Origin of the sequence: Tabrizicola sp. M-4 (genome assembly GCF_051132405.1) — a bacterium.
Classification (GTDB): Bacteria; Pseudomonadota; Alphaproteobacteria; order Rhodobacterales; family Rhodobacteraceae; genus Paragemmobacter.
On record NZ_CP128606.1, the window covers coordinates 1,696,914 to 1,720,075 of the forward strand.

23 protein-coding genes and 1 tRNA gene are annotated in these 23,162 nt (G+C 65.9%); 17 read left to right on the plus strand and 7 right to left on the minus strand.

From position 1 onward, the window contains the following. Nucleotides 1-11 precede the first annotated feature (11 nt). From TabM4_RS08155 to TabM4_RS08195, 9 genes are all read left to right on the plus strand, one after another. Nucleotides 12-347, plus strand: a complete 336-nt coding sequence (locus TabM4_RS08155; RefSeq protein WP_434620981.1) for an EamA family transporter — start codon at nt 12-14, stop codon at nt 345-347. A 10-nt stretch (nt 348-357) separates the two neighbouring features. Then, nucleotides 358-1,245 carry an ABC transporter permease gene (locus TabM4_RS08160; RefSeq protein WP_434620984.1) on the plus strand — a complete coding sequence of 296 codons (888 nt, stop codon included), beginning with the start codon at nt 358-360 and terminating at the stop codon, nt 1,243-1,245. Further along, nucleotides 1,242-2,087, plus strand: a complete 846-nt coding sequence (locus tag TabM4_RS08165) for an ABC transporter permease (protein ID WP_434620986.1) — start codon at nt 1,242-1,244, stop codon at nt 2,085-2,087. The genes TabM4_RS08160 and TabM4_RS08165 overlap by 4 nt, the downstream gene beginning before the upstream one ends. Nucleotides 2,088-2,130: 43 nt before the next feature. Further along, entirely contained in the window at nt 2,131-3,123 is a 993-nt protein-coding gene (locus TabM4_RS08170) for an ABC transporter substrate-binding protein (protein WP_434621970.1), read from the plus strand. Between the two features lie 285 nt (nt 3,124-3,408). Continuing rightward, entirely contained in the window at nt 3,409-4,710 is a 1,302-nt protein-coding gene (locus TabM4_RS08175) for a helix-turn-helix domain-containing protein (protein ID WP_434620989.1), read from the plus strand. Nucleotides 4,711-4,861: 151 nt separating this feature from the next. After that, nucleotides 4,862-5,230, plus strand: a complete 369-nt coding sequence (locus tag TabM4_RS08180) for a response regulator transcription factor (RefSeq protein ID WP_434620992.1) — start codon at nt 4,862-4,864, stop codon at nt 5,228-5,230. Then, complete coding sequence (locus tag TabM4_RS08185) at nt 5,227-5,514, plus strand: hypothetical protein (protein WP_434620994.1); 288 nt, start codon at nt 5,227-5,229, stop codon at nt 5,512-5,514. Before TabM4_RS08180 ends, TabM4_RS08185 begins: the two co-directional genes overlap by 4 nt. A gap of 3 nt (nt 5,515-5,517) precedes the next feature. Beyond that, entirely contained in the window at nt 5,518-8,202 is a 2,685-nt protein-coding gene (locus TabM4_RS08190) for an ATP-binding protein (protein ID WP_434620997.1), read from the plus strand. Nucleotides 8,203-8,229: 27 nt separating this feature from the next. After that, entirely contained in the window at nt 8,230-9,153 is a 924-nt protein-coding gene (locus TabM4_RS08195) for a FliM/FliN family flagellar motor switch protein (RefSeq protein WP_434621000.1), read from the plus strand. A gap of 98 nt (nt 9,154-9,251) precedes the next feature. On the opposite strand, the gene TabM4_RS08200 is transcribed toward TabM4_RS08195, so the two are convergent. The 4 genes from TabM4_RS08200 to TabM4_RS08215 form a co-directional block, all read right to left on the minus strand. Next, a complete protein-coding gene (locus tag TabM4_RS08200; protein ID WP_434621003.1) occupies nt 9,252-9,680 on the minus strand; it encodes a TIGR01244 family sulfur transferase in 429 nt (142 codons plus the stop codon). 29 nt (nt 9,681-9,709) lie between these two features. Continuing rightward, on the minus strand, nt 9,710-10,162 hold the full coding sequence (locus tag TabM4_RS08205; RefSeq protein ID WP_434621006.1) for a DUF6691 family protein: 453 nt from the start codon (nt 10,160-10,162) through the stop codon (nt 9,710-9,712). Nucleotides 10,163-10,166: 4 nt separating this feature from the next. Continuing rightward, nucleotides 10,167-10,595: a YeeE/YedE family protein gene (locus TabM4_RS08210; RefSeq protein ID WP_434621009.1), complete on the minus strand. Its 429-nt coding sequence runs from the start codon at nt 10,593-10,595 to the stop codon at nt 10,167-10,169. Between the two features lie 102 nt (nt 10,596-10,697). Beyond that, complete coding sequence (locus TabM4_RS08215; protein WP_434621012.1) at nt 10,698-11,561, minus strand: MBL fold metallo-hydrolase; 864 nt, start codon at nt 11,559-11,561, stop codon at nt 10,698-10,700. Between the two features lie 161 nt (nt 11,562-11,722). Between TabM4_RS08215 and TabM4_RS08220 the strand changes: the two genes are divergently transcribed. The 3 genes from TabM4_RS08220 to TabM4_RS08230 all read left to right on the plus strand — a co-directional run bounded on the left by TabM4_RS08220 (nt 11,723) and on the right by TabM4_RS08230 (nt 14,448). Continuing rightward, nucleotides 11,723-12,040: a TraR/DksA family transcriptional regulator gene (locus TabM4_RS08220; RefSeq protein WP_434621972.1), complete on the plus strand. Its 318-nt coding sequence runs from the start codon at nt 11,723-11,725 to the stop codon at nt 12,038-12,040. Nucleotides 12,041-12,056: 16 nt separating this feature from the next. Further along, nucleotides 12,057-12,287: a hypothetical protein gene (locus TabM4_RS08225; protein WP_434621014.1), complete on the plus strand. Its 231-nt coding sequence runs from the start codon at nt 12,057-12,059 to the stop codon at nt 12,285-12,287. Between the two features lie 343 nt (nt 12,288-12,630). Beyond that, nucleotides 12,631-14,448 (plus strand): enoyl-CoA hydratase-related protein, encoded by a 1,818-nt coding sequence (locus TabM4_RS08230; protein WP_434621017.1) that lies wholly within the window; start codon nt 12,631-12,633, stop codon nt 14,446-14,448. Here the strand turns inward: TabM4_RS08230 and TabM4_RS08235 are convergent. Next, nucleotides 14,445-14,660, minus strand: a complete 216-nt coding sequence (locus tag TabM4_RS08235) for a hypothetical protein (RefSeq protein ID WP_434621020.1) — start codon at nt 14,658-14,660, stop codon at nt 14,445-14,447. The genes TabM4_RS08230 and TabM4_RS08235 overlap by 4 nt on opposite strands. A gap of 129 nt (nt 14,661-14,789) precedes the next feature. Between TabM4_RS08235 and TabM4_RS08240 the strand changes: the two genes are divergently transcribed. Continuing rightward, nucleotides 14,790-15,044: a DUF2312 domain-containing protein gene (locus TabM4_RS08240; RefSeq protein ID WP_434621023.1), complete on the plus strand. Its 255-nt coding sequence runs from the start codon at nt 14,790-14,792 to the stop codon at nt 15,042-15,044. Between the two features lie 40 nt (nt 15,045-15,084). Here the strand turns inward: TabM4_RS08240 and TabM4_RS08245 are convergent, their stop codons facing one another. Then, complete coding sequence (locus tag TabM4_RS08245; RefSeq protein WP_434621025.1) at nt 15,085-15,960, minus strand: hypothetical protein; 876 nt, start codon at nt 15,958-15,960, stop codon at nt 15,085-15,087. A gap of 126 nt (nt 15,961-16,086) precedes the next feature. Between TabM4_RS08245 and TabM4_RS08250 the strand changes: the two genes are divergently transcribed. The 4 genes from TabM4_RS08250 (at nt 16,087) to TabM4_RS08265 (ending at nt 20,271) form a co-directional block, all read left to right on the plus strand. Next, nucleotides 16,087-17,712, plus strand: coding sequence for an ABC transporter permease (locus TabM4_RS08250; protein ID WP_434621027.1), 1,626 nt, complete (start codon nt 16,087-16,089; stop codon nt 17,710-17,712). 89 nt (nt 17,713-17,801) lie between these two features. Next, a complete protein-coding gene (locus TabM4_RS08255; protein ID WP_434621030.1) occupies nt 17,802-19,145 on the plus strand; it encodes a sulfatase-like hydrolase/transferase in 1,344 nt (447 codons plus the stop codon). Then, on the plus strand, nt 19,142-20,089 hold the full coding sequence (locus TabM4_RS08260) for a formylglycine-generating enzyme family protein (RefSeq protein ID WP_434621033.1): 948 nt from the start codon (nt 19,142-19,144) through the stop codon (nt 20,087-20,089). The genes TabM4_RS08255 and TabM4_RS08260 overlap by 4 nt, the downstream gene beginning before the upstream one ends. Nucleotides 20,090-20,195: 106 nt before the next feature. Beyond that, nucleotides 20,196-20,271, plus strand: a tRNA-Thr gene (locus tag TabM4_RS08265). A 106-nt stretch (nt 20,272-20,377) separates the two neighbouring features. On the opposite strand, the gene TabM4_RS08270 is transcribed toward TabM4_RS08265, so the two are convergent. Then, the gene (locus TabM4_RS08270; RefSeq protein WP_434621036.1) at nt 20,378-23,161 is read right to left on the minus strand and encodes a BPTD_3080 family restriction endonuclease; all 2,784 of its coding nucleotides are present in this window, start codon (nt 23,159-23,161) and stop codon (nt 20,378-20,380) included. Nucleotide 23,162: the final 1 nt, after the last annotated feature.

Below are 23,162 nucleotides of genomic sequence, written 5' to 3' on the forward strand. Positions count from 1 at the left end.
GGGGGTGGGGCATGAGCGCGGGGCTGATGCTGTGGCTGGGGGGCGCGATGGCGGCCTTTATCGCGGCGAATTCCGTGCTGCGGGCCTATGCGGGGTCTGGGGCATGGCCGACCTTGGCGCTGGCATTGGGGTGTTTTCTGGTGGGCAACCTGATGATGGTGCGGCTGATGCGGGAGAGCGGGCTGGCGCTGGCGGTTTCGATATCCTCGGTGGTGCAGTTGGTGGCGCTGGCGCTGATCGGCGTGCTGTGGTTCGGCGAGCGGCTGACGGGGATGCAGATGGCGGGCGTGGTTCTGGGGATCGTGGCGGTGGCCCTGATCGCCTGGCCGTCGGGCGCGCGAGGGTGAGGGCGCGGGGATGAAGGGGAAGACGATACCCGTTCTGGTCGTGCTGGGGATCATCCTTGTGATCTGGTATGTCTGTACGGTGTGGATGAATTCTGCATGGGTCTACGATCAGGCCGGGCGCGACGGGCGGACGGTCGGGTTTGGCGAGTTGGTGACGGCGACCATGGCGCTGGAGCGGCCGATGCTGCCCGCGCCGCATCAGGTGGCGGCGGCGCTGTGGGACGGGATCGCGGGGCAGGCGGTGACGTCGAAACGGTCGCTGGTCTATCATGGCTGGGTGACGATGGAGGCGACGCTGGCGGGGTTCGCGCTGGGGATCGTGCTTGGTGTCTCGCTTGCCGTGGGGATCGTCTATTTCCGGGTGATGGAGGCGACGGTCATGCCTTGGGCGGTGATCAGCCAGACCATTCCCATCGTGGCGCTGGCGCCGATGATCGTGGTCTTGTCCAACACCCTGTCGCTGGGAGAAGCGCTGGGGGTGGAGAACCGGCTGGTGTCGAAGACGATCATTTCGGCTTACCTGAGCTTTTTCCCGGTGCTGGTGGGCATGGTGAAGGGGCTGCGGTCCCCGGATGCGATGCAGGTGGACCAGTTGGCGACGTGGAATGCGAGCGGGTGGCAGAGTTTCAAATACCTGCGGCTGCCGTCGTCGATGCCTTACTTCTTTGCTTCGCTGAAGGTCGCTATCGCTGCGGCCTTGGTCGGGGCCATCGTCGGTGAGTTGCCGACGGGGGCGGTTGAAGGCTTGGGCGCGCGGATGCTGGTGGCGAGCCAGTTCGGGCAGCCTTTGCTGATGTGGGCGTCGCTGTTCGCCGCCGCGTTGGTGGCGGGGATGCTGATCCTTGGGGTTGGGGCCATCCAGCGGGCGGCGGATCGTGCGATGGGGGTGCGGCCATGACGGGGTTGTGGTTGGCCGTCGTCTTTTGGATCGCGGCCTGGGCTGCGAATGTCTGGATCGCGCGGCGGGCGAAGGGGCGGCTGGCGGGGTTGGTGCCGCCGGTTCTGTTCGGGTTGGCGGTGCTGGTGCTGTGGGAGGGCGCGGTGCGGGCATTCGCCGTGCCGGAGGTGATCCTGCCTGCGCCGAGCGTCGTGGTGGCGGCGATTGGGGCGAACCTTGGCACGCTCTGGGGTGATTTCGTGCAGACCATCGTGAAGGGGGCCTTTTCGGGCTATGCGATGGGCTGCGGGGCAGCGCTGGTGGTGGCGGTGCTGGTCGACCGTTCGCCCGTGCTGACACGGGGGCTGTTGCCGGTCGGGAATTTCGTGGCGGCGCTGCCGATTGTCGGCGTGGCACCCATCATGGTGACGTGGTTCGGCTTTGGCTGGCAATCGAAGGCGGCGGTGGTTTTCGCGATGGTCTTCTTTCCCGTGCTGGTGAATGCCGTTGCCGGGCTGACCGCCGCCGACCGGATGCATCGCGACCTGATGCGGACCTATGCGGCGGGGTATTGGACCACGCTGTTCAAGCTGCGGCTGCCGAGCGCGATGCCCTTCATCTTCAACGGGTTGAAGATTGCGACCACCTTGGCGGTGATCGGGGCGATTGTTGCGGAATTCTTCGGCTCTCCGACCCGGGGGATGGGGTTCCGCATCTCGACCGCGGTCGGATCGCTTGCGCTGCCGATGGTCTGGGCGCAGATTTTCGTGGCAGCCCTCGCGGGCACGCTGTTCTACGGTTTCGTGGCCATGATCGAGAGACGGGTCACGTTCTGGCACCCCTCCCAGAGAGTGCGGGGATAATGAAGAAAGACATACAACTGGCGACATGGAGGTCGGACACATGATGAAGGGTTTGATGGCGGGCGCGATGATGGCGCTGATGGCGGCGGGGGCCGCTTCGGCGCAGGACAGCGTGAAGCTGCAGTTGAAATGGGTGACGCAGGCGCAGTTCGCCGGCTATTACGTGGCCGAGGCGAAGGGGTTCTATGACGAGGAGAACCTTGATGTCACGATCCTGCCGGGCGGGCCGGATATCGCGCCGGAGCAGGTGATCGCGGGCGGTGGCGCGGATGTCATCACCACCTGGATGCCCGCAGCACTTGCCGCGCGGGAGCGGGGGGTGCCGCTGGTGAATATCGCGCAGCCGTTCAAGAATCAGGGCCTCTCCTTCGTCTGCCGCAAGGATGCGGGCGTGGAGTCGACCGCCGACTTCCCCGGCAAGACGCTGGGCGTGTGGTTCTTCGGCAATGAATATCCGTTCTATGCATGGATGGCGAAGCTTGGCCTTGCCACCGATGGCAGCGAGGGCGGCGTGACGGTGCTGAAGCAGGCTTTCGACGTGGAGGCCCTGCTGAACGGGCAGGCGGCCTGTATCAGCGTGATGACCTATAACGAATACGGTCAGGTTCTGGATGCCGGGCTGACGCCGGATCAGTTGACCTTCTTCTCCTATGGTGATCAGGGGGTGAAGGTGATGGAGGACGGGCTTTATGTGCTGGAAGAGAGCCTGAAGGATCCGGCCTTCGAGGACAAGATGGTGCGGTTCGTCCGCGCCTCGATGAAGGGCTGGAAATATGCCGAGGCGAACCCTGCCGAGGCGGCGCAGATCGTGGTGGATGCGGACCAGACCGGTCTGCAGACGCTGGAGCACCAGACCTATATGATGGGCGAGGTGGCGAAGCTGACCGCAGGGTCGAACGGGGCGCTTGACCCGGCCGATTTCAACGCCACGGTCGAGGCGCTTCTGGCGGCGGTGAGCCCGGAGAACCCGGCGATCACCAAGGCGCCGGATGCCGGGGCCTTCACGACGGCGATCACGGACAAGGCGCTGCAGTAAGCGGTGGCCCAGGCGGTTTGGCCGCGAGACAGGGGGCGCGTCCGGGGAACCGGGCGCGCCTTTTCCTTTGGCCGGTGATCCGGTGGAGCGGGCGTGCCGCCCGCACGTCTTTCCTGTCGGCTGCGCGCGTGCCGCGCTTCGCCTCCGGGTCAGGGGGCGCACGCGCCCCCTCTGGGCCATGCGGCCCATTCACCCCCTGTGGATATTTGGGAACGGATGAAGGGGCGGGGTTTGTAAAGTTTTCATGCGGCTGTAAAGATTGGAGTGAGGTCGGGAGGGTCTTGCATGGCTGTGGCGGCGCTGACGGGGACGCGGGTGCGGGAACGAAGGTTGGCTCTGGGCCTGCGACAGGCGGAGGTGGCGCAGGCGGCGGGGCTGTCGGCGCCCTATCTGAACCTGATCGAGCATAACAGGCGGCGGGTGACGCCGGAGGTTCTGGAGGCATTGGCGCGGGTCTTGAACCTGCCGCCCGAGGCGTTGCGGGAGGAGGCGGGCGGGGCGGTTCTGGAGGGATTGCGCGCGGCGGCGGCGGCGGCGGGCGAGGGGACCGGGGCGGAACTGGACCGGGTGGAGGAATTCGCGGGGCGGTTTCCGGGCTGGGCGCAGGCCTTGATGGCGCTGGAGCGGCGGGCGGTGGGGCTGGAGCGGGCGGTGGAGGCATTGAACGATCGGATGACGCATGATCCGCATCTGTCGGCCTCGTTGCACGAGATGCTGTCGGCGGTGTCATCGGTGCGGACGACGGCGGAGATCCTGACGGAACCTGGGGAGATCGATCCGGACTGGCAGGCGCGGTTCCTGCGCAACCTCTTTACCGACAGCGAGCGGTTGGCGGCGGTTTCGGAGGCGCTGGTGGCCTATCTGGATGGATCGGAGCAGGCGGGGGTGCAGGGGATCGCCTCGCCGCAGGAAGAGTTGGAGGGGTGGCTGGCGGGGCGGGACTGGCTTCTGCCGGAGCTTGAGGCGGGGGGGGCGGGGGAGGCGGCGCTGCTGGCGGAGACGGGGATGCTGGCATCTGGCGCGGCGCGGGCGATGGCGGCGGATTGGGTGACGCGGGCGGCGCGGGAGGCGGCGGCGCTGCCCTTGGCGGTGCTGGAGGAGGAGGTGGCGCGGGCGGGTGCGGCGGGGCCGGACCCGCTGCGGATCGCGGCGGCGCGGGGGATGCCGGTGCTGGCAGTGATGCGGCGGCTGGCGATGATGCCGGGGGCGGAGGCGGGGTTGGTGATCTGCGATGCTTCGGGGACGCTGACCTTTCGGAAGCCTGCGGAGGGGTTTGCGCTGCCGCGGTTCGGGGCGGCCTGCCCGTTGTGGCCGGTCTTTGCGGCGCTTGGGCGGCCGATGAGCCCGCTGCGGGTGGAGATGGCGACGGCGGGGCGCGGGGCGCGGCGGTTCAGGGCGCTGGCATGGTGCGAGTTGCGTCATCCCGAGGGGATGGGCGGGGTGGAGCTGCGCGAGGCGGCGATGCTGTTCTGGCCGGTGCCGGGGAGTGCCGCAGGCGCGGGCGAGGTGGTGCGGGTCGGGTCGAGTTGCCGGGTCTGTGCGCGGGAGGACTGTCCGGCGCGGCGGGAGCCTTCGATCATGGGGTAGGCGGCATGAGCGGCACCGGGTGCATGTCACTTTGACAGGCGGCGCGGATCGGGGCATCGTGGCGCAAGGAGCCTGACGGAAGATCGGGCCCGAGGGAATCCGGGGAGAGCGCGGCGGGCTGTCGCGCGCCTCCGGTGGGAGGAACGCTGGGATGGCAAGCCATGTCCTTTTGATCGAGGACGAACCGAACATCGCCGAGGCGATCCGGTTCATTCTGAGCCGCGACGGGTGGCGGGTGTCGACGCAGGGGGATGGTCTGGGAGCGGCGGAACGGGTGCGGGCGGAACGGCCCGATCTGGTGATCCTCGACCTGATGCTGCCGGGCTGTTCGGGGCTTGAGGTGGTGGAAGCGATCCGGGCCGATCCGGAGACGGGGGCGACGCCCGTTCTGATGTTGACGGCGAAGGGGCAGGGGCGCGACCGGGAGGCTGCGGAACGCGCCGGGGTGGACCGGTTCATGACGAAGCCCTTCTCGAATGCCGATATGCTGGCCTCGGTCCGGGAATTGGTGGCGCGATGAGGCGGCCCAAGGCGCCGCTCTTCCTGAAGCGGGGAAGCTATCGCAAGAGGCGCTTGCGGGACGGGGCGCGGATGCTGCCGGTGCTGGGGGTGTTCCTGTTCATGCTGCCCATCCTCTGGGGGCCGGGGACGACGGCGCAGGCCGATACGGCATCGGATGGCATCTATATCTTTGCCGTGTGGTTGGGGCTGGTGCTGGTGGCGGCGGTGATGGCGCCGGGGCTGGGAGAGGATGCGGCGGAGGAGCCCGAGCCGGGGCGCGAGGGCCGGGGCGGAGAGGGCTGAGCCATGCCGTTCAACGTGCTTGTTCTGTCCTGTCTGGCCTATGTGGCGATGCTGTTCACCGTGGCATTCATCGCCGAGAGGCGGGCGGCGATGGGCAAGATCGGCTGGCTGCGGTCGCCGATGATCTATACGCTTTCGCTTTCGATCTATTGCACGGCCTGGACCTTTTACGGTGCCGTTGGCTATGCGGCGCGATCGGGGCTGGAATTCGTCACGATCTATCTGGGGCCGACACTGGTTTTCGTGGGCTGGTGGCTGCTGTTGCGCAAGCTGGTGGCCATCGGGCGAAAGCATCGGGTGACCTCGATCGCGGACCTGATCTCGTCGCGGTTCGGCAAGTCGAACCTGCTTGGGGTGGTGGTGACCTTGCTGGCCGTGGTGGCGGCGACGCCCTATATCGCGCTGCAACTGCAATCGGTGACGCTGTCCTTCGGGGTCTTTGCCAGCGGCACGCCGGAGGGCTGGGCGCTGCCGGACAGGGATGCGACGGCGATCTGGGTGGCAGGGGGGCTTGCGCTGTTCACGATCTTGTTCGGGACGCGGAATCTGGATGCGAAGGAGCAGCATCATGGCGTGGTGCTGGCGATTGCGGTGGAGGCGGTGGTCAAGCTGGTGGCGCTGCTGGCAGTGGGCATCTTCGTCGTCTGGGGGCTGGCCGGGGGGCCTGCCGACCTGTTCGAGCGGATCGAGGCCTCGGCCATCGGGGCGTGGGAGTTGCAGCCGGGCCGCTGGGCGGGGTTGATCTTCGTCTCGGGGGCGGCGGTGATCTGCCTGCCGCGGATGTTTCAGGTCATGGTGGTGGAGAGCGGGGAAGAGCGGCACATGGCGCGGGCAAGCTGGGCCTTTCCGCTTTATCTGCTGCTGATGAGCCTGTTCATCATCCCCATCGCGGTGATCGGGCTGGAGCGGATGCCGGAGGGGGCCAACCCGGACATGTTCATGCTGACGCTGCCTTTGGCTGAGGGGCAGGGGACGTTGGCGATGCTGGCCTTTCTGGGCGGGTTTTCCAGCGCGACGTCGATGGTGATCGTGGAGAGCATCGCCCTTGCCACCATGGTTTCGAACCATGTGGTGATGCCCATCTGGCTGCGGTTGCGGCCCAAGGCGGCGATATCGGGGGATGTCCGGCGGATCGTGATCCTGTCGCGGCGGCTGGCCATCATCGCGGTGCTGACGCTGGGTTACCTTTACTATCGGCTTTCGGGTGGTTCGGCGGCGCTGGCGGCCATCGGGTTGATCGCCTTCGTCGGTATGGCGCAGGTGCTGCCAGTGTTGGTCGGGGGGCTGTACTGGCGCGGCGCGACCAAGGCCGGGGCGGTGGCTGGGCTGGTGACGGGATTCGCGGTCTGGGCCTATACGCTGTACCTGCCATCCTTCGGGCCGGGGGCTGCGCTTCCGGTTGCTGTTTTTGAGCAGGGGCTGGCGGGGATCGGGTGGTTGCGGCCGCAGGCCCTGTTCGGGGTGGAGGGGATGGACCCTCTGCTGCATGCTCTGTTCTGGTCCATGGTGTTGAATTGTGGGGCCTTCTGCCTTGTGTCGCTGTTCACCTTCCCGGGGCCGGTGGAGCGGATGCAGGGTGCGGCCTTCGTCAATGTCTTCGAGGCCGAGGCGGGATTGCAGGGCTGGGCGCGCGGGCGGGCGGAGCCTGAGGCGCTGCTGGTGATGACGCAGCGGATATTGGGGGAGGAGGCGGCGCTGGCCCTGTTCGAGGCGGAGGCGAGGGCGCAGGGGAAGGCCGGGTTCCTGCCGGATGCGACGCCGGATTTCGTGGCGGGGCTGGAGCGGCGGCTGGCCGGATCGGTGGGGGCGGCGACGGCCCATGCGATGATCAGCCAGATCGTTGGGCGCGCGACGGTTTCGGTCGAGGATCTGATGGCGGTGGCGAACGAAACCGCGCAGATCATGGAATATTCCGCCAAGCTGGAGGCGCAGCGCGAGGAGTTGACCCGCACCGCGCGGCAGTTGCGCGAGGCGAACGAGAAGCTGACGCAGCTTTCGGTGCAGAAGGATGCCTTCCTCAGCCAGATCAGCCATGAATTGCGCACGCCCATGACATCCATCCGGGCGTTCTCCGAGATCTTGACCGAGGGCGACCTGCCGCCCGAGATGGTGGCGAATTACGGGCGGATCATCCATGAGGAGGCGATCCGCCTGACCCGTCTGCTGGATGACCTGCTGGATCTGAGCGTGCTGGAGAATGGCTCGGTGCAGTTGAACATCGGGCTCGCCAATCTGCAGCAATTGATCGACAGGGCGCTGGCCTCGGCCAGCCATACGCGGCCGGAACGGGTGTTCGTGATCCATCGCGACCTGCCGACGGAGAACCTTTTCGTGCGGACGGATGCGGATCGGCTGGTGCAGGTCTTCATCAACCTGATCTCGAACGCGCGGAAGTATTGCGATGCGGCAGAGCCGGAATTGCGGATCACGGTGCGGCATCGGGCAGGGCGCGTGTCGGTGGATTTCATCGACAACGGGTCGGGCATACCGAAGCAAAGTCAGGCAATCATCTTCGAGAAGTTCGCGAGGCTGACCGACCAGACGCGGGCGGGCGGGGCCGGGCTGGGGCTGGCGATCTGCCGCGAGGTGATGGCCAATCTGGGCGGGACGATCGCCTATCTGCCCGGTCAGGGGGGCGCGGCCTTCCGGGTGAGCCTGCCTTTGCGGCTGGAGCGGAAGGCGGCTTAACCTTTTCTTTGCGGGAATCGCCGCAGGATGACCCCGCTTTGGATGCGAGGGCGGTGCATGGCGTTGCTGCGGATGACAGGGGTGCGGGCCGAAACCGATGCGGCGGATGTCGCGGCGGTGGAAAAGGCATGGACGCTTGCCCTTGCCCGCGCGGCGCGGGACGAGATGGCGGCCAGCCTGCAACTGCGCGACCTGAAGGTGGCACGACGAACCTTGGCCGAGGTGGTGGAGATGCTGCCCGACATGGCGCTGATCGCCGCGCTGGATGAGGGCACGGGCGAGGCCACGGGCTGCATGGTGCTGGATGCCGCGGTGATGGCCGGGATGGTGGAGGCGCTGACGACGGGGGCGGTGACGCCGGGGGGGGCGCGGCGCCCGACGCGGACGGATGCGGCCCTGCTGGCACCGGTTCTGGATAGGGCTTTGGCGGGGTTCGAGGCGGCGGCGGGCGAGGCGGGGCTGGTGGATTGGGCGCGCGGCTTTCGCTTTGCCGCGACAGTGGATGGAGGAAGGGGCCTGTCCCTCTTGCTCGAGGATACGCTCTATCGCGTGCTGATGGGGGAGGTCGATCTGGGGCAGGGGGCGCGGATGGGGCGGATGATCCTGGCCGTGCCGGATGGGCGTGCCGCCGTCGCCCTGCCCGCCGAGCTGGAGGCGAATGCGCAGTTCGCGGCGGATCTTGCCGTGCAGATCGGCGGGGCGGAGGCGCGGCTGGAGGCGGTGCTGCTGCGGCTATCGCTGCCGCTGGGTGTGGTATTGGGGTTGCGGACGGGGCAGGACTTGCCGCTTCCCCGTGCGGATATCGGGCAGATTTCGCTGGAGGGGCTGGACGGGCGCAAGGTGGGTGCGGGGCGGTTGGGTCGGCAGGGGCCGCAGCGCGCGGTGCGACTCATGGCGGAGGAACCCGTGCCGGCGATGGATCTGCCCGCCCTAAGGGCGGAACGGTCATGACGGCGGCGCTGGTGATTTTCCTTTTGTTCTGCGGGCTTGGGTCCGGGTGGACGCGTCTCTGCATGCGGCCGGGTTCATCCTATTTTTGGCGGTGCCGCTCAGCCCTTGTGCGCGAGATTCTCCAGCGTCGGGCGGAGATGCTCCAGTTGATAGCCGAAGCGCGCTGGGATGCCGATCAGGTCGTCGACCGGCATCGTACCGGCATGGGCAAGGGCCCAGACGACGGAGGAACGGTTGCCGCTGGCGCAATAGGCGAAGACTGGACCGGTGGAGGCCTCGATTGCGTCGCGCTGGGCGGTGACGTTGTCCATGGTCAGCGCGCCGCCGATCACCGGATTGGCGATGAAGGCCAAGCCCAGCGCCTCGGCCGCGCCGCGCATCACTTCGGTATGCAATTCGGCGGGGATTTCGCCATCGGGGCGGTTGTCGATGATGGTGGTATATCCGGCGGCCTTGATCGCGGGCAGATCGCCAGGGTCGATCTGGGGCGAGACGGCATAGGTGGGGGTCAGGGCGCGGATGTCCATCCTCTACTCCTCTGGCGGGAAGGCGGCGGTCAGGCCGCCGCGGTGATCCGGTCAAGCCGCCGGCGTGCGGCAGGTGCAGCGACCATACCCGCGACCATGGCAAGAAGGAAGACCACTCCGCCCGGCCCGCCCCAACCGAGGGAGGCCAGGGCCGGGCCGGGGCAGAGCCCCGCCAGCCCCCAGCCAGCGCCGAAGAGGACCGAGCCCAGGACGAGGGGGCTGTCCACCTTGGTGCCCGATGGGTTGGACGTGACGACAAAGGGGATTGGATCACCGAGGAGCGCGACGCGACGACGCGCAGCGATGCGCCATGCCATTGCCATGGGCAGGATCGCGCCGCCCATGACGAAAGCGAGCGTCGGGTCCCAGTCGCCGAAGACATCCAGCCAGCCCTGCACTTTCGTCGTGTCGGTCATGCCGGAGATCAGGAGACCGAGGCCGAAGAGCGCGCCAGAAAGCGCGGCGAAGAAGATGCGTTTCATGATGTCAGATCCAGCCGAGCAGATGGCGGCCCAGCACCATCACGATGCCGCCCGCAAGGATGTAGAAGACCGTGGCGACGATGCCGCGCAGTGACATACGCGAGATGCCGCAGACCCCGTGGCCCGAGGTGCAGCCATTGGCCAGTCGCGTGCCGAGGCCCACAAGAAGGCCGCCGAGGATGATCAGCGTCCAGTTTTGGGAAAGATGCGTCTCGACCCCTCCCCAGAGTGCGGCCACCGCTGCGGGCAGGAGGATGAGAGCGGCGAGAAAGACCCCACGCTCGGCCCATGCCGCTCGGTCGCTGCCGTCGACCAGACCACCGAGGATACCGGAAGCGCCGAGGATGCGGCCATTGACCAGCAGGTAGAGCGCGGCTGCACCGCCGATCATCAGACCGCCGATGAAGCCCCAAATCCATGCGATGTCGAACATATGTCTTTTCCTGTCTGCCGCTGGCTGCGGCCTGTATCGATCTTGCGGGTGGGGTGGAAGGGCGGGGCGGGGCCCAGCCCGTTCAGGGGTGCCGGACGCGACTTAGAGGCGGTCGATCGGCACCTTGAGATAGCTGATCCCATTCTCTTCGGGCTCGGGCATGTGCCCTGCGCGCATGTTGACCTGCAGCGACGGGATGATCAGGCGCGGCATGGCGAGGGTGGCGTCGCGGGCGGTGCGCAGGGCCACGAAGTCCTCTTTCGCACGACCCGCCCCGACATGGACGTTGCGGGCCTTCTGCTCGCCCACCGTGCTTTCCCAGGCGTAATGGTCGCGACCGGGCGCCTTGTAGTCGTGCCCGACGAAGATACGCGTGTCATCGGGCAGGGCGAGGATGCGCTGGACGCTGTCGAACATCGCTTCGGCAGAGCCTCCGGGAAAGTCGCAGCGCGCGGTGCCGAAATCAGGCATGAAGAGCGTGTCGCCGACGAAGGCAGCGTCGCCGAAGACATAGGTCAGGCAAGCGGGCGTGTGGCCCGGCGTGTGCATCACGTCGCCGCGCAACTGGCCGATCATAAGGCTGTCCCCGTCACGGAAGAGCCGGTCGAATTGCGACCCGTCGCGCTCGAAACGGGTGCCTTCGTTGAACACCTTCCCGAAAGTTTCCTGCACGGTGGTGATGCGTTCGCCGATCCCGATGCGGCCACCCAGACGCTCCTGGATGTAAGGCGCCGCGGAGAGGTGGTCGGCGTGGACGTGGGTTTCAAGGATCCATTGCAGGTCAAGCCCGTGCTCGCGGATGAAGGCGATCACCGCATCGGCCGATCGCGTGTCGGTCCGGCCCGAGGCATAGTCGAAATCCAGCACGGAATCGATCACGGCACAGGCCCGCCCTTCAGGCTCGCGCAGGAGGTAGGTGAGTGTATTCGTCGCTTCGTCGAAGAAGGCATGGACGGCAGGATGCATCGGCGCGCTCCGGTCTTTCGCTGGCTTTCCGGCGATATAGGGTGCCGAGAATGTATCACAAGTCGTGAATGTATCAAAACATCGAAGGGATTGATCAAGGTCAAGGCGGATGGGTGCGCAGTGTCGGACAGTTCTTCCATCGGATGGATGAGGAGGGCGCGATGGCCATGTACAGCACACGCAAGGCGCAGCTTGAGGCGCGGCTGCGGGATCTTCGGGGGCGGCTTGCGGGGATCGAGGCAGAGTTGGACTCGCACCAGTCCGCCGATTGGGAAGAGCTTGCGACCGAGCGGGAAGGGGATGAGGTACTGGAAGGCATGGGTCTGAGCGGGCAGCAGGAGATCCGAATGATCGAGGCGGCACTGCAGCGGATCGTGGCCGGTGAGTATGGCCATTGCGTAAAGTGCGGGGCCGAGATCGGCGAGGCGCGGCTGGATGTGCTGCCCTATACGCCGTTCTGCCGGAATTGTGCTGTCTAGGCGGGGGGATGCGGGGATGACGAAGGTCAAGGACATCACGGATGTTGCGGCCCTGATGGGCGAGACGGTTGAGGCGATGGCGGCCGGGCAGGCGATGGGCCTTGCCTTGCTGCAGGCCGAGATGGCGGCATTGGCGAAGGTGCTGCCGGGTTCTCCGGCGACGGACGAGACTGAGGCCGAGGCGGAGGCGCGGCGCGCGGCAGAGGAAGCCGCGGTCGAGGCGGGTTTCGACAATATGCCAGTCTAGTGGCGCGCTTGCCGAAGGCATGCCCTTGCCTTTCCTCTGCGGCCTGCGCTTGATTTCGCAAAGGTGCATTTCGCAGGCGGGACTGGACGGCCGCGGTCGAGGCGGGTTTCGACACCATACTGGTCCGGCGACGCGCTTGCCGCAGGCGCGCGCTTCCCGTTGCCCGGCGGCCTGCCCTTGATTTCGCAAAGGTGCTTTTTTTGGGCAGGGCGAGATTCCTGTAGTCGAGGCTGGTTTCGACACCATGACGGTTCAGAGACGCGCTTACCGAAGGCATGCCCTTGCCCTTCCCCTGCGGCCTGCGCTTAATGTTCGGAAATGTGCGGTTTGCGGGCAGGGCGGAATGGCTGAGGTCAAGGGGCAGGTGCTGCAGGTCGGGCGCGTTGGTCCGGTGCTGGAGATCGTGCTGGCCCATCCCCCGGCGAATGCGCTGGATGCGCGGTTGCGCAAGGCCCTTGGCGAGGCGCTGGATCTTGCCGAGGCGACGCAGAGCAAGGCGGTGCTGATCCGGGGCGAGGGCGCGGTCTTTTCGGTCGGTGCGGATCATGCGGAGACGGAGGCGGCGGGGCGCGGGGGCGCGGCAGCGGATGGGCCTGCCTTGGGGGATATCTGCGCGCGGATCGAGGGGCTTGGCTGCCCGGTGGTTGTGCTGATCGACGGGCTGGCCTCGGGCGGTGGCGCGGAGCTCGCGCTGGCGGCGCATCTGCGGCTGGCGCAGGAGAGCGCGCGGATCGGGTTTCCGGATGTCTCGCTGGGCCTCGTTCCTGCGGCGGGGGGGACGCAGCGCCTGCCACGGCTGGTTGGCGCGGAGGCGGCGCTTGACCTGATGCTGAGCGGGCGTGTCATTGGCGCGGCCGAGGCGCTGGCAATGGGCCTGATTGACCGGGTGGTGACGGGCGAGGCGCGGATGGAGGCGCTGGAGGCGGCGCGCGCGCTGGCCGCGACGGGTGCGGTGCGCCGGACGGGAGAGGATCGGACCGGCTTCCGCGATGTGGGTGCCTATCGGGCGGCTGTGGCGACGCGGCGCGCGGCGCTGCGGGGGGCGCGACCCTCGGCCGCGGACCGGATCGTGGATTGCGTGGAGGCGGCCCTGCTGTTGCCTTTGGAGCAGGGGCTGGCCTTCGAGGGGGCGGCCTTCGAAGACCTGGTCGCGCTGCCCGAATCGCGGGCGCTGCGCCATATGGCACGGGCCGAGAAGGCGGCGCGCAAGCTGCCGCAGACCGTCATGTCGGCACTGTCGACGGCGGGCGGGCCGCCGCAGCGTCTGGCGATCTGGGGGGCGGATGCCGGTGCGGTCGCGCTGGCGCGGACGGCGCTGCAGGCGGGGATGACGGTCGTTCTGGCCGATCCCGTCAAGCCCGCGCTGGTCGCGGCGCTGGAGGAGATCGCGGCGGCGCAGGAGGCCGCGGTCGCGGCCGGACAGATCAGCGCCGCGGCACGGGATGCGGATTGGGCGCGTCTGGTGCCGGCGGTGGGGCCTGCGCGGCTGGGTGAGGGCGAGGTGGTGGTGACCACGCGGCCCGATCTGGTGCTGACCGTATCCCGCACGGTTCTGGCGATGGGTGTGCCGGGATCAAGGGGCGCGATGGGCCTTTCGCTGGTGATGCAGGGGCAGGGGCCCGTCTTGGCGGAACTGGCGTTGGCGGGGGAAACTCCTCCGGCGCGGGTTGCGCAGGCGGTGGCTTTTGGCCGGAGGCTGGGGTGGAACGTCGTGGCGGTGGGGCCGGGGGGGCCTGTGGCAGTGGTGCTGGCCACGGCGCTTGCGGATGCGGTGGCGCATCTGGAGGCGCGGGGCGTGCCACGGGCGGTGATCGCGCAGGGGCTGGCTCTGGCCGGGATCGCGGGGGAAGGGCGGGCAGGCACGCCCGGCCCGGTGGAGGAGGCGGTGGCGCGCCGCTGCCTTTCGGCGCTGGCCAATGCCGGGGCGCGGATGGTCGAGGGGGGGACGGTGCGCGAGGCGGCGGTGGTTGACGTGGTGGCGGTGGCCGCGGGGATCGTGGCGCGCTGGACGGGAGGGCCGATGCATTGGGCGGATCGGCGCGGGCTGATCGTGCTGCGCCGGGATCTGAAGGTCTGGGCGGAGGAAGCGCCGGGGCTGTTCGCGCCCGCGCCGATCCTTGACCGGTTGATTTCCGAGGGGCGTGGGTTCTGTTCGCCTTAGGCGAGGATGATGCCTACCACCACAAGCATGAGGCCGAGACCGGATACGGCGAGGGCCGCGAGGTTGAGGGCCACGACCTTTTGCAAGCGGGCCTTCATCTGATCGTCGGGAAGACCCGACCTCTTGGCCTTGAGCGCGATCGCGATGCACCAGATCAGCCCGAAGACGCCCAGCATCGACAGGGCTGCACCGCCCCAGATCAGGTATTCCATGCGACATGCTCCGCCTTGACCTGCCGCGCTGGTATCCTGCCCGTGGCGGGCAGGCAAGGGTGCGGCTTGAACCCCGTGGCAAAGGCGGGGTAGGAGGGCGCAGGTTTCCTTTCACACCACGAGGGCAGGATGAGCGACCCGACAGACGCCTACAACGTCACCGCCGACGAGCTGCGGCAGTTCATCGAGCGCTATGAGCAGCTCGAGGCCGAGAAGAAGGATGTGGCGGAGCAGCAGAAGGAGCTGATGGCCGAGGCGAAGGGGCGCGGTTACGACACCAAGGTGCTCCGCAAGGTGGTGGCCCTGCGCAAGCGCAAGCCCGACGAGATCGCCGAGGAAGAGGCGGTGCTGGAAATGTACAAGGCCGCGCTTGGCATGAGCTGAGGCGGTGGCCCCCGCCTTCCCGCCGGATCGGGCGGGAAGGTCAGGGGTTCAGGAAGGTGACGCCTTCCAGCCCGCGCATGCGGGCGATGTCTGCCTGATAGGTTTCGGTAAGAAGATCGACGAGATCCTCGTCCCAGTCGGGGAGATCGAATTCCATGTCGATCTGGTCGGACAGGACGAACTTGTCGAGGAAGGCCGAGACGATGCGCCGCCGTTGCAGGACGTTGGCTGGCGGGTTCGCGGCCAGATAGGCGCGCATGCGTTCTATCCCGTCGGCGGACATGAGTTCGACAAGAAGGTCGTCCGTGTCCGACAGGACGGTGCCGGGGGCATGGCCCGAGACGGCCGCGAGGACTTCGGGCCAGATCAGGGGCGTATCCTCGTCGCACCAGATGGTGAGATTGGCGTCGGGGTTCAGGGTGCGGACCTCTTCGACAAGGCGGTACCAGCTCAGGTTGCGGGGATCGGCACCGCCGAGAACCTCTTCCATGCTCTTGCCGCGCAGACGGGAATGCAGGGCGGGAAGGAAGGAAGCGGGATTTCGGATAGCCATGTGGAATTCGGCCTCGATCTCGGGGAAGATCTGGGTGAAGGCGCGGATGCGTTCGGCGGCGGCCGGGTAGAGGCGGCCTGACCGGATGACCCATGGCGGGTAGCTGAGAAAGTTCTCCCAAGACAGGATCAGGCGATCGGCTGTCTCTTCGTCCATGATCTGTTCAAGGACGAGGGCCTGCGTGTCGCGGCTTGCGGCGCGGCCCTTGAGGGTGACGGCGGTATCGCGCAGCAGGGTGCGGTAACGGGTGGGGGCGGGGACGACGATCCCCTGCGGACCGAGGATTTCGCGGTTCTTCCAGAGGCAGCGGATCAGCCTCTCGTCATCCGTGCAATGGGCACCAAGGTGGTAAACGATACGCATTTCGACTGTACTGCTTCCTGCCGTCTGTTCCTGCGGACTATACGGGGTTTTCTGGACAGGGAAACCGGTTTCGGCTAGATGGCCTGCATGATGGCCGAGCGAAACAGTCGGATACACCCGCGCCGGATGCGCCTGTCCTTCCGGCTGGATGGATGGTCCATCGGGGCCGTGGTTATCGCCGTGATCGTTCTTGCGCCGATGCTGTCGGTGCTGTGGATCGCGTTCCACCCGACCGAGAACATCTGGCCGCATCTGTTGTCGACGGTTCTGCCACGCTATTTCGGCACGACGCTGTATCTCATGCTGGGGGTCGGCATCCTGACTGCAGCGGTGGGGACGGGGGCGGCGTGGCTGGTGACCATGTACCGCTTTCCGGGCGTGCGCTGGCTGGACCATGCGCTGCTGTTTCCGCTGGCGATCCCGGCCTATGTGGGGGCCTATGCGCTGGTGGATTTCCTGCAATATGCGGGGCCGGTTCAGACGGCGCTGCGCGGTGCGATGGGATGGCAGAGTGCGCGGGATTACTGGTTTCCCGAGGTGCGTTCGGAGGAGATGGCGATCCTTGTGCTGTCCTTTGCGCTTTATCCCTATGTCTATCTTCTGGCGCGGGCCGCTTTCCGGGAATGTTCGGGCAATGGCTATGAGGTGGCGCGGGCTCTGGGGGCGGGGCCGTGGGGTCTGTTCTTCCGGGTGGGGCTGCCATTGGCGAGGCCCGCGATCGCCACGGGTGTTGCGCTGGCCCTGATGGAGACTGTCGCGGATTTCGGGACGGTTTCCTATTTCGGCGTGCAGACACTGACGACCGGTGTCTTCTCGACCTGGTTGAACGGGAACAATGCGGGCGGGGCGGCGCAGATCGCCGGTGTGATCCTGATGCTGATCCTGCTGCTGGTCGCGCTGGAGCGGACGGGGCGGCGGAATGCACGTTTCTACAGGATGGGGCGCGCGCAGAGGCCGGTGGATCGGGCGGTGCTGCGGGGGGCCAAGGGATGGGTGGCCTTCGGCCTGTGCCTGCTGCCCTTTGCGCTGGGCTTCCTGCTGCCGGTCGGGGTAATGTTGGATCATTCGTTGAAGAACCCGGAAGTCTGGGTTGCACCGGGGCTTTTCGCCGCGCTGGGCAATACGCTGATGGTGGGGGGATTGGCGGCGGTCCTGACGGTGGGTGCGGCGCTGTTCCTTGTCTATGCGGTGCGGATGGCGGGGCGGGGCGTGGCGCGGGTGGTGCTGCCGCTTACGACGCTGGGATATGCCGCGCCGGGGGCGGTGCTGGCGGTTGGGCTGCTGGTGCCGCTGGCGGCGCTGGACAACCGGGTGGCGGATGCGATTCTTGCCGTGACGGGATGGGACCCCGGATTGATCATGACGGGGACGGCGGGGGCGATTGTTCTGGCCTATGGGGTGCGATTCTTCGGGATCGCGCAGGGGGCGGTGGATGCGGCCTTCGGGCGGGTTTCGCCGAACCTGCCGATGGCGGCCCGGTCGCTGGGTCGGACGGCGGGCGGTGCCCTGTCGGCGGTGTATCTGCCCCTGATGCGGGGATCGGTGGCGACAGCGCTGCTGGTTGTCTTTGTCGATTGCGTGAAAGAATTGCCGGCGACCTTGCTGTTGCGTCCTTTCAATTTCAACACGCTGTCGACGCGGGTCTACGAACTGGCGAGCCTTGAGCGGTTGGGCGAGGCCGCCCCCGCCGCGCTGGTGGTCATGGCCGTGGGCCTTGCGGCGGTGGCGGCACTGGCGCGGGCGAACAGGTGAGCCGGGCGGGCGCCGTTGCCGGTTCGCCCGCGTTGACGCAGAGGGTTCGGTGCTTCACTGTTCCGGGAACGCTGTGATATCGAAGTGCCATGGGTCCCGTGCGGAAGAACATACTTCTCGTCAGTTTCGACGATGCCTGCGCGCCTTGGCCCTATCGGACCGCCTTCGGCGAACCGCTGCGCCTGCCGACGCTGGAGGCACTGTGTGCGGTTGCGACGACTTTCCAGACAGCCTATGCGCAGGCACCGATCTGCGGCCCCTCGCGGGCCAGCATGATGACCGGGCAGCGACCGGACAAGATCGGCATTACCCGGAATGACCGTTTCGTCTTCGACGTCCTGCCCCCGTCAGACTGTTTCGTGCATATGCTGCGGGAGAGCGGGTATTTCTGTTCCTCGGGCGGGAAGGTCCACCACCTTCCGACGCTGCGTCGTCCGCATCACGCGGCATTGTATTCGGATGGCCGCAAGACCTTTACTCCGGACCGGAGGCTTCCGCGCGACCTGCGCAAGAAGAGCGTTTCCTATGGCGGCTTCCGGCTTGGGCGCAGCCTGCCGGATGGGCTGGCCGAGGATTTCTTCTTTGATCATCAGGTGGCGGAGTCGGCAATCGAGTTTCTTGGGGCGTATGACGGAGAGGCCCCGTTCTACCGCGAAATAGGGTTTGCCAGCCCCCATTCGCCCTTCCTGACACCCGTGCGGTTCCGCGAACTGTACGACCCGGCGAAGTTTAGGCGCCCCTCGGAGTGGCAGGGCTATCTGGCGGACAATCCTTTCGTTGAGGCACATATCCCGGAGAACGCGGATTTTCGCGACGAGGAGTTCTGGCAGAAGAGCGTGCGGAACTATTTTTCGTCCTTCAGTCAGGCAGATTACCATCTTGGGCGGGTTCTGGAGGCATTGCTTGCATCGCGGCATGCGGAGAACACGGTGATCATCGTCCTGTCCGACCATGGCTGGCATCTGGGCAACCGCAACCTTTTCCGCAAGACGACCCTTTGGGAGCAGTCGCTGCATGTGCCGCTGATCGTGTTCGATCCGACCGATCCCACGCCCCGTGTCGTGACCGATCCGGTCGGATTGATCGACATTGCCCCGACAGTCGCCGATTTCGCAGGGCTGCCTCCGCGACCGGAGTGGTCGGGACGATCGCTGCGTGCGATGATGGCGGGGCAGGGGGATGCCGACAGGATCATCCCGTCGTTCTATGGCGAAGGCGCGGCGATCCGCCGGGGTGCCTATCGCCTGATCCGCTACGGGGATGGCAGCTATCAACTGTTCGACGTGGTGCGGGATTATTGGCAGTTGCACGATCTGGGCCGTGATCATCCCGCTTTTGCATCGATGCAGGCAGCGCTGATCGAGACCGTGGGAGAGTGGAGCGCGTCTGCGGGTACGCCCGCGGACTGGGATGAGGAAGGGGCGGAGGCGTGAATGGCCCCGGCTGTGGCTGCGCTCCGGGGCGTCCGGCGGGTGCGGATTTGCCCGACGGGCCGGTGGGGCATGTTTCGGCTGCGCTGCGGGGGATGATCGCGGCCGGTTTGCGCCCGATTCCGGCGGGGTTCTGCGAAATGGGGGCTGCGCGGTCGCTTTATCCCGGCGATCTGGACAGCCCGCGACGCAGGGTGCGTCTGGACAGGTTCCGCATCGGGGCCGAGGTGGTGACCAACGATCTGTTCGCCCGTTTCGTCGCGGAGAGCGGTTATGTGACCACGGCGGAGCGAGAGGGATGGTCTTTCGTGTTCCACCTGCTGCTGCCTGCGGCGTCGCGTCACCCAGAACACCCGCCCGGCTTGCCTTGGTGGCGGAAGGTTATGGGCGCGAACTGGGCGCATCCGGAGGGGCCGGGGAGCGGAATCGCGGACAGGATGGATCATCCGGCGGTGCATGTGTCCTGGTGGGATGCGCAGGCCTTCGCGGCCTTCACGGGCACCCGCCTGCCGCACGAGGCGGAATGGGAGCACGCGGCGCGGGGTGGACTGCGTCACCGCCGTTTTCCCTGGGGTGATGAGGCGGAGCCGGGTGGGGTGCATCGGCATAATGTCTGGCAGGGGAATTTCCCGATGGAGAACACGGCAGAGGACGGCTATCGCGGAACCGCGCCCGCGGCGAGCTTTCCGCCCAACGGATATGGGCTGCACAACATGACGGGAAACGTGTGGGAATGGGTGGCGGATTGGTTCGGCCCCCTGCCCGAGGCGAGGCTTCCTCCACTGCGCAAGCCAAAGGGGCCGGCGGACGGGACCGAGCGGGTGATGCGTGGCGGGTCCTTCCTGTGCCACGACTCTTATTGCGCGCGCTACTACGTGCATTCGAGGTCGCGGAATGCGCCCGACAGCACAGCGAGCCATATCGGGTTTCGGGTGGCTGCGGATTGAGAGGTGGGCAGGCCGCGGCCCGTTCCGGCGCATTGCGCGTCCGGCAGCCCAGTTTCGGGGATCGGATGCTTGCACTGCGCGTCCGGCGGCGATATCTGGGGGATGTGCCTCTATAGCTCAGCTGGTAGAGCACCTGATTTGTAATCAGGGGGTCGGGGGTTCGAGCCCCTCTGGAGGCACCAACAATTTCAAAGGCTTAGGTCCGATGTTGCCCTCTGCGCTGCCTAGCGCAGAGGGCAAATCTTGCAGATATCTTGCACTGCTTACCAAAAGTGCTCGGGTCAAGGGTCAGAACCTTGCCAAGATGTCGTGCACTTCGACAGGGTTGTAGGCCACTGCCCAAGACCACATTCCGAAGCGTCCGTCGTCATTCACTGCAGCTATCCATTCAGCCATAGCGGCATGTTTCGCATCGTTCTGTGGTGTTCTCTGCCCCTTCAACTCCACAACTAGTGTCTTGCCGGTGTGGTCTGTCACAAGGAAGTCAGGCAGGTACCGCCGACGGGAACCGTTCCAAAGGTAGTATACTTCGAAGCCTAAGTGGTCGTTCTTGACGTATGCCTTTACCTTGGGTGAACCCTCAAAGACATTTGCCGCGTAGCCTTCCCATGTGCTGTCGCCGACGACGTGGCTGATATGGGACTTCTGGGTGACCATCGTTGGCTTCGTGGTGTACCAAGTCCGCATGTCGCCCGTCCGTCCCAGCGGGCGCACATCGTCGAAGATGATCTCTGATGCCTGCCTATTGGTCTGTTTGATGTGCTGTGCAACGAACTGGACGATGAGGTCCATGTTCAACCCGATCAAGATGCGCTTGCGAAGCGGGTCTTGGTGAAAGAGGGAAGGCACTTCCAGCCTGTCAGACCTGAGGAAATCCTCTACCAGCCTGACCAACTGTCGCAAAAGGTAACCTTCGGTCCCTGAGAAGCTTCCTGCCATAGCTTCGTAGCACTTCCGTGCTGCGACAAAGGTAAGGCGCTGCAACCTGAAACCTTCGGGTACCATTTCTAGGTTGATTGGGACTATCTGGCTCATGTCCGAAGCGCCATTCATCGCAGGTGCAAGGTCTGCGTTGATGATGGTCTTGGTGGGGTCAAGGGTCAGAATAGGCATCGTTGACCAGTCCACGGTCAACTCGCCTTTCATCACGGTCTCCACCCGCAGAATGTTCGGCCACTGAATTTCTAGTTCAGCGCGCTCGCGGACAACTTCAACTTGGACGTTTGGTCTGGGCGGAGGCGGGACCGGGCCATCACCGCCGGTGTCATCCTCGAAAATCGTCAGCGGCACACCGAATACGTTCACATACTCCGGCAGGAACAGACCAGCACGCTCTCCTTCGGTTTCCTTGTCGTAGGTGACCCTCCTAAGACCCCGCCCAATTACCTGTTCGCAAAGAAGCTGGGACGTAAAGGCGCGCAGGCCCATGATGTGGGTCACGTTCTTTGCGTCCCAGCCCTCCGAAAGCATGGCGACGGAGATAACGTTCTGAAGGTCCTGCCCGGCTTCATTCCGCTTGCCGACATTGTCGATGATTTCACGAAGCAATTCTTCTTTCTTCAGTTCCTTCAGTCCCGCCTTCTTTGTGGCTGTCAGGTTGGCCGCGTTGACGATGGACCGTAGACGTTCTTCGTAGGGTTTGTTGGCAGTGGCAGTATCACCGACTTCTGCCTTGTCCAGCACCTTGCTATCCACGCGCAGCGTGCGGTCTGGGGCCCTCAGTTCCGGCCAATGGGCATCACCGCTGTTGAAGTAGTGCTCTATGCGAGCAGCCGTTTCCGTGCGGTTGCAGACAGTCAGCAGGACCGGCGGCGAGTGATGGCCCAGTTGCTGCCATTCCTGCTGATAGACCCGCCAGTCTGCGCCAAGAAGTGTATAGGCCTGCTGAACAAGTGCTGGGAGCGGTTCGTGCGGTTCTGCCCTTCGGTTCAGGTCTTCGGAGACCGATGGGTCCTTGTAGATGTGGTAGAGCTTCGGCTTCAGGTCGGGCGCTGGCATGCCGTCGTCCCGCACCACGATGCGGGGCGTCTTCACCAGCCCTGCTTCGATGGCGTCATTCAAGCCGAAGTCGGATACGATCCATGTGAACAGCGCACTATCCGAACTGGCCATGCCGGATGGCGAGAAGGGCGTGGCAGACAGGTCGAAGCACCGCGAAATGCGGCGGGTCTTGTGCAACCTGTCTAGCCCTTCAACCCATCGCGTTGCCTCGTCAGGGTCCAGACCAAGTTCCTCAGCCCGCTTCTTGCCGACCTTGTCGGCAGGGTTCTGTCGATAGGCATGGTGGGCTTCGTCGTTGATGACGATGATGTCCTTGAAGCCCGCCAGATTGCCCAGAACGCGGCGTGTGAAGGCCTCATCGCTTTCCGGTCCCTTCTTCACGACCGAACGGTCCTGGTCCTTGGCGGGCATCAGGGTGTGCCAGTTCTCGATCAGCACAGCAGCCTCGTTCAGCTTCTGCCGCATGGTCTGGTCGGGGCAAAGGTTGAACTGGTCGTAGTAGCTGCCTTCGCTGGGGTAGAGCACCTGCAACCGCCCCTTCACCGTCAGGCCGGGCGTGACGATGAAGATGGCTCGGCTGAAGTCCTTGTTGCGTTTGGGGTAGGTAAGCGCGTTCAGCACCTGCCAGGTGATGATCATGGCCATGACGGTGGTCTTGCCCGCCCCCGTGGCCATCTTGTTGCAAAGGCGTTCCCAAGGTCCGCCATCGCCCTGCAAGACGATGCCTTGCTTGTATTCAGCCGCACCCTCAACCCACCAGATCAGCGTTTCGATGGCTTCGATCTGGCAGAAGTAGAAAGGGTACTCCCGCGCCGAATGGTCGTTCCAGTGCTCCAGCAGCTTGCGGGTGACGATGGTGACGCCCGGATAGCCTGCTTCCCGCCATTCGGTCACGCGGCCCCGGATGGTGTTCACCAGGGCGATTTCCTGCACCCGGCGCGTCTGGTCGCGGGTGTTGATGATCTCATAGCTGGCCGGGCGGCGTTCGTGCTTCAGTTCGAGCTTGCCGTCGTTGACGCGATGCCAATGCTTCTTCGGTTCGTCCACCGGGTTGTTGATGATCAGCGACATG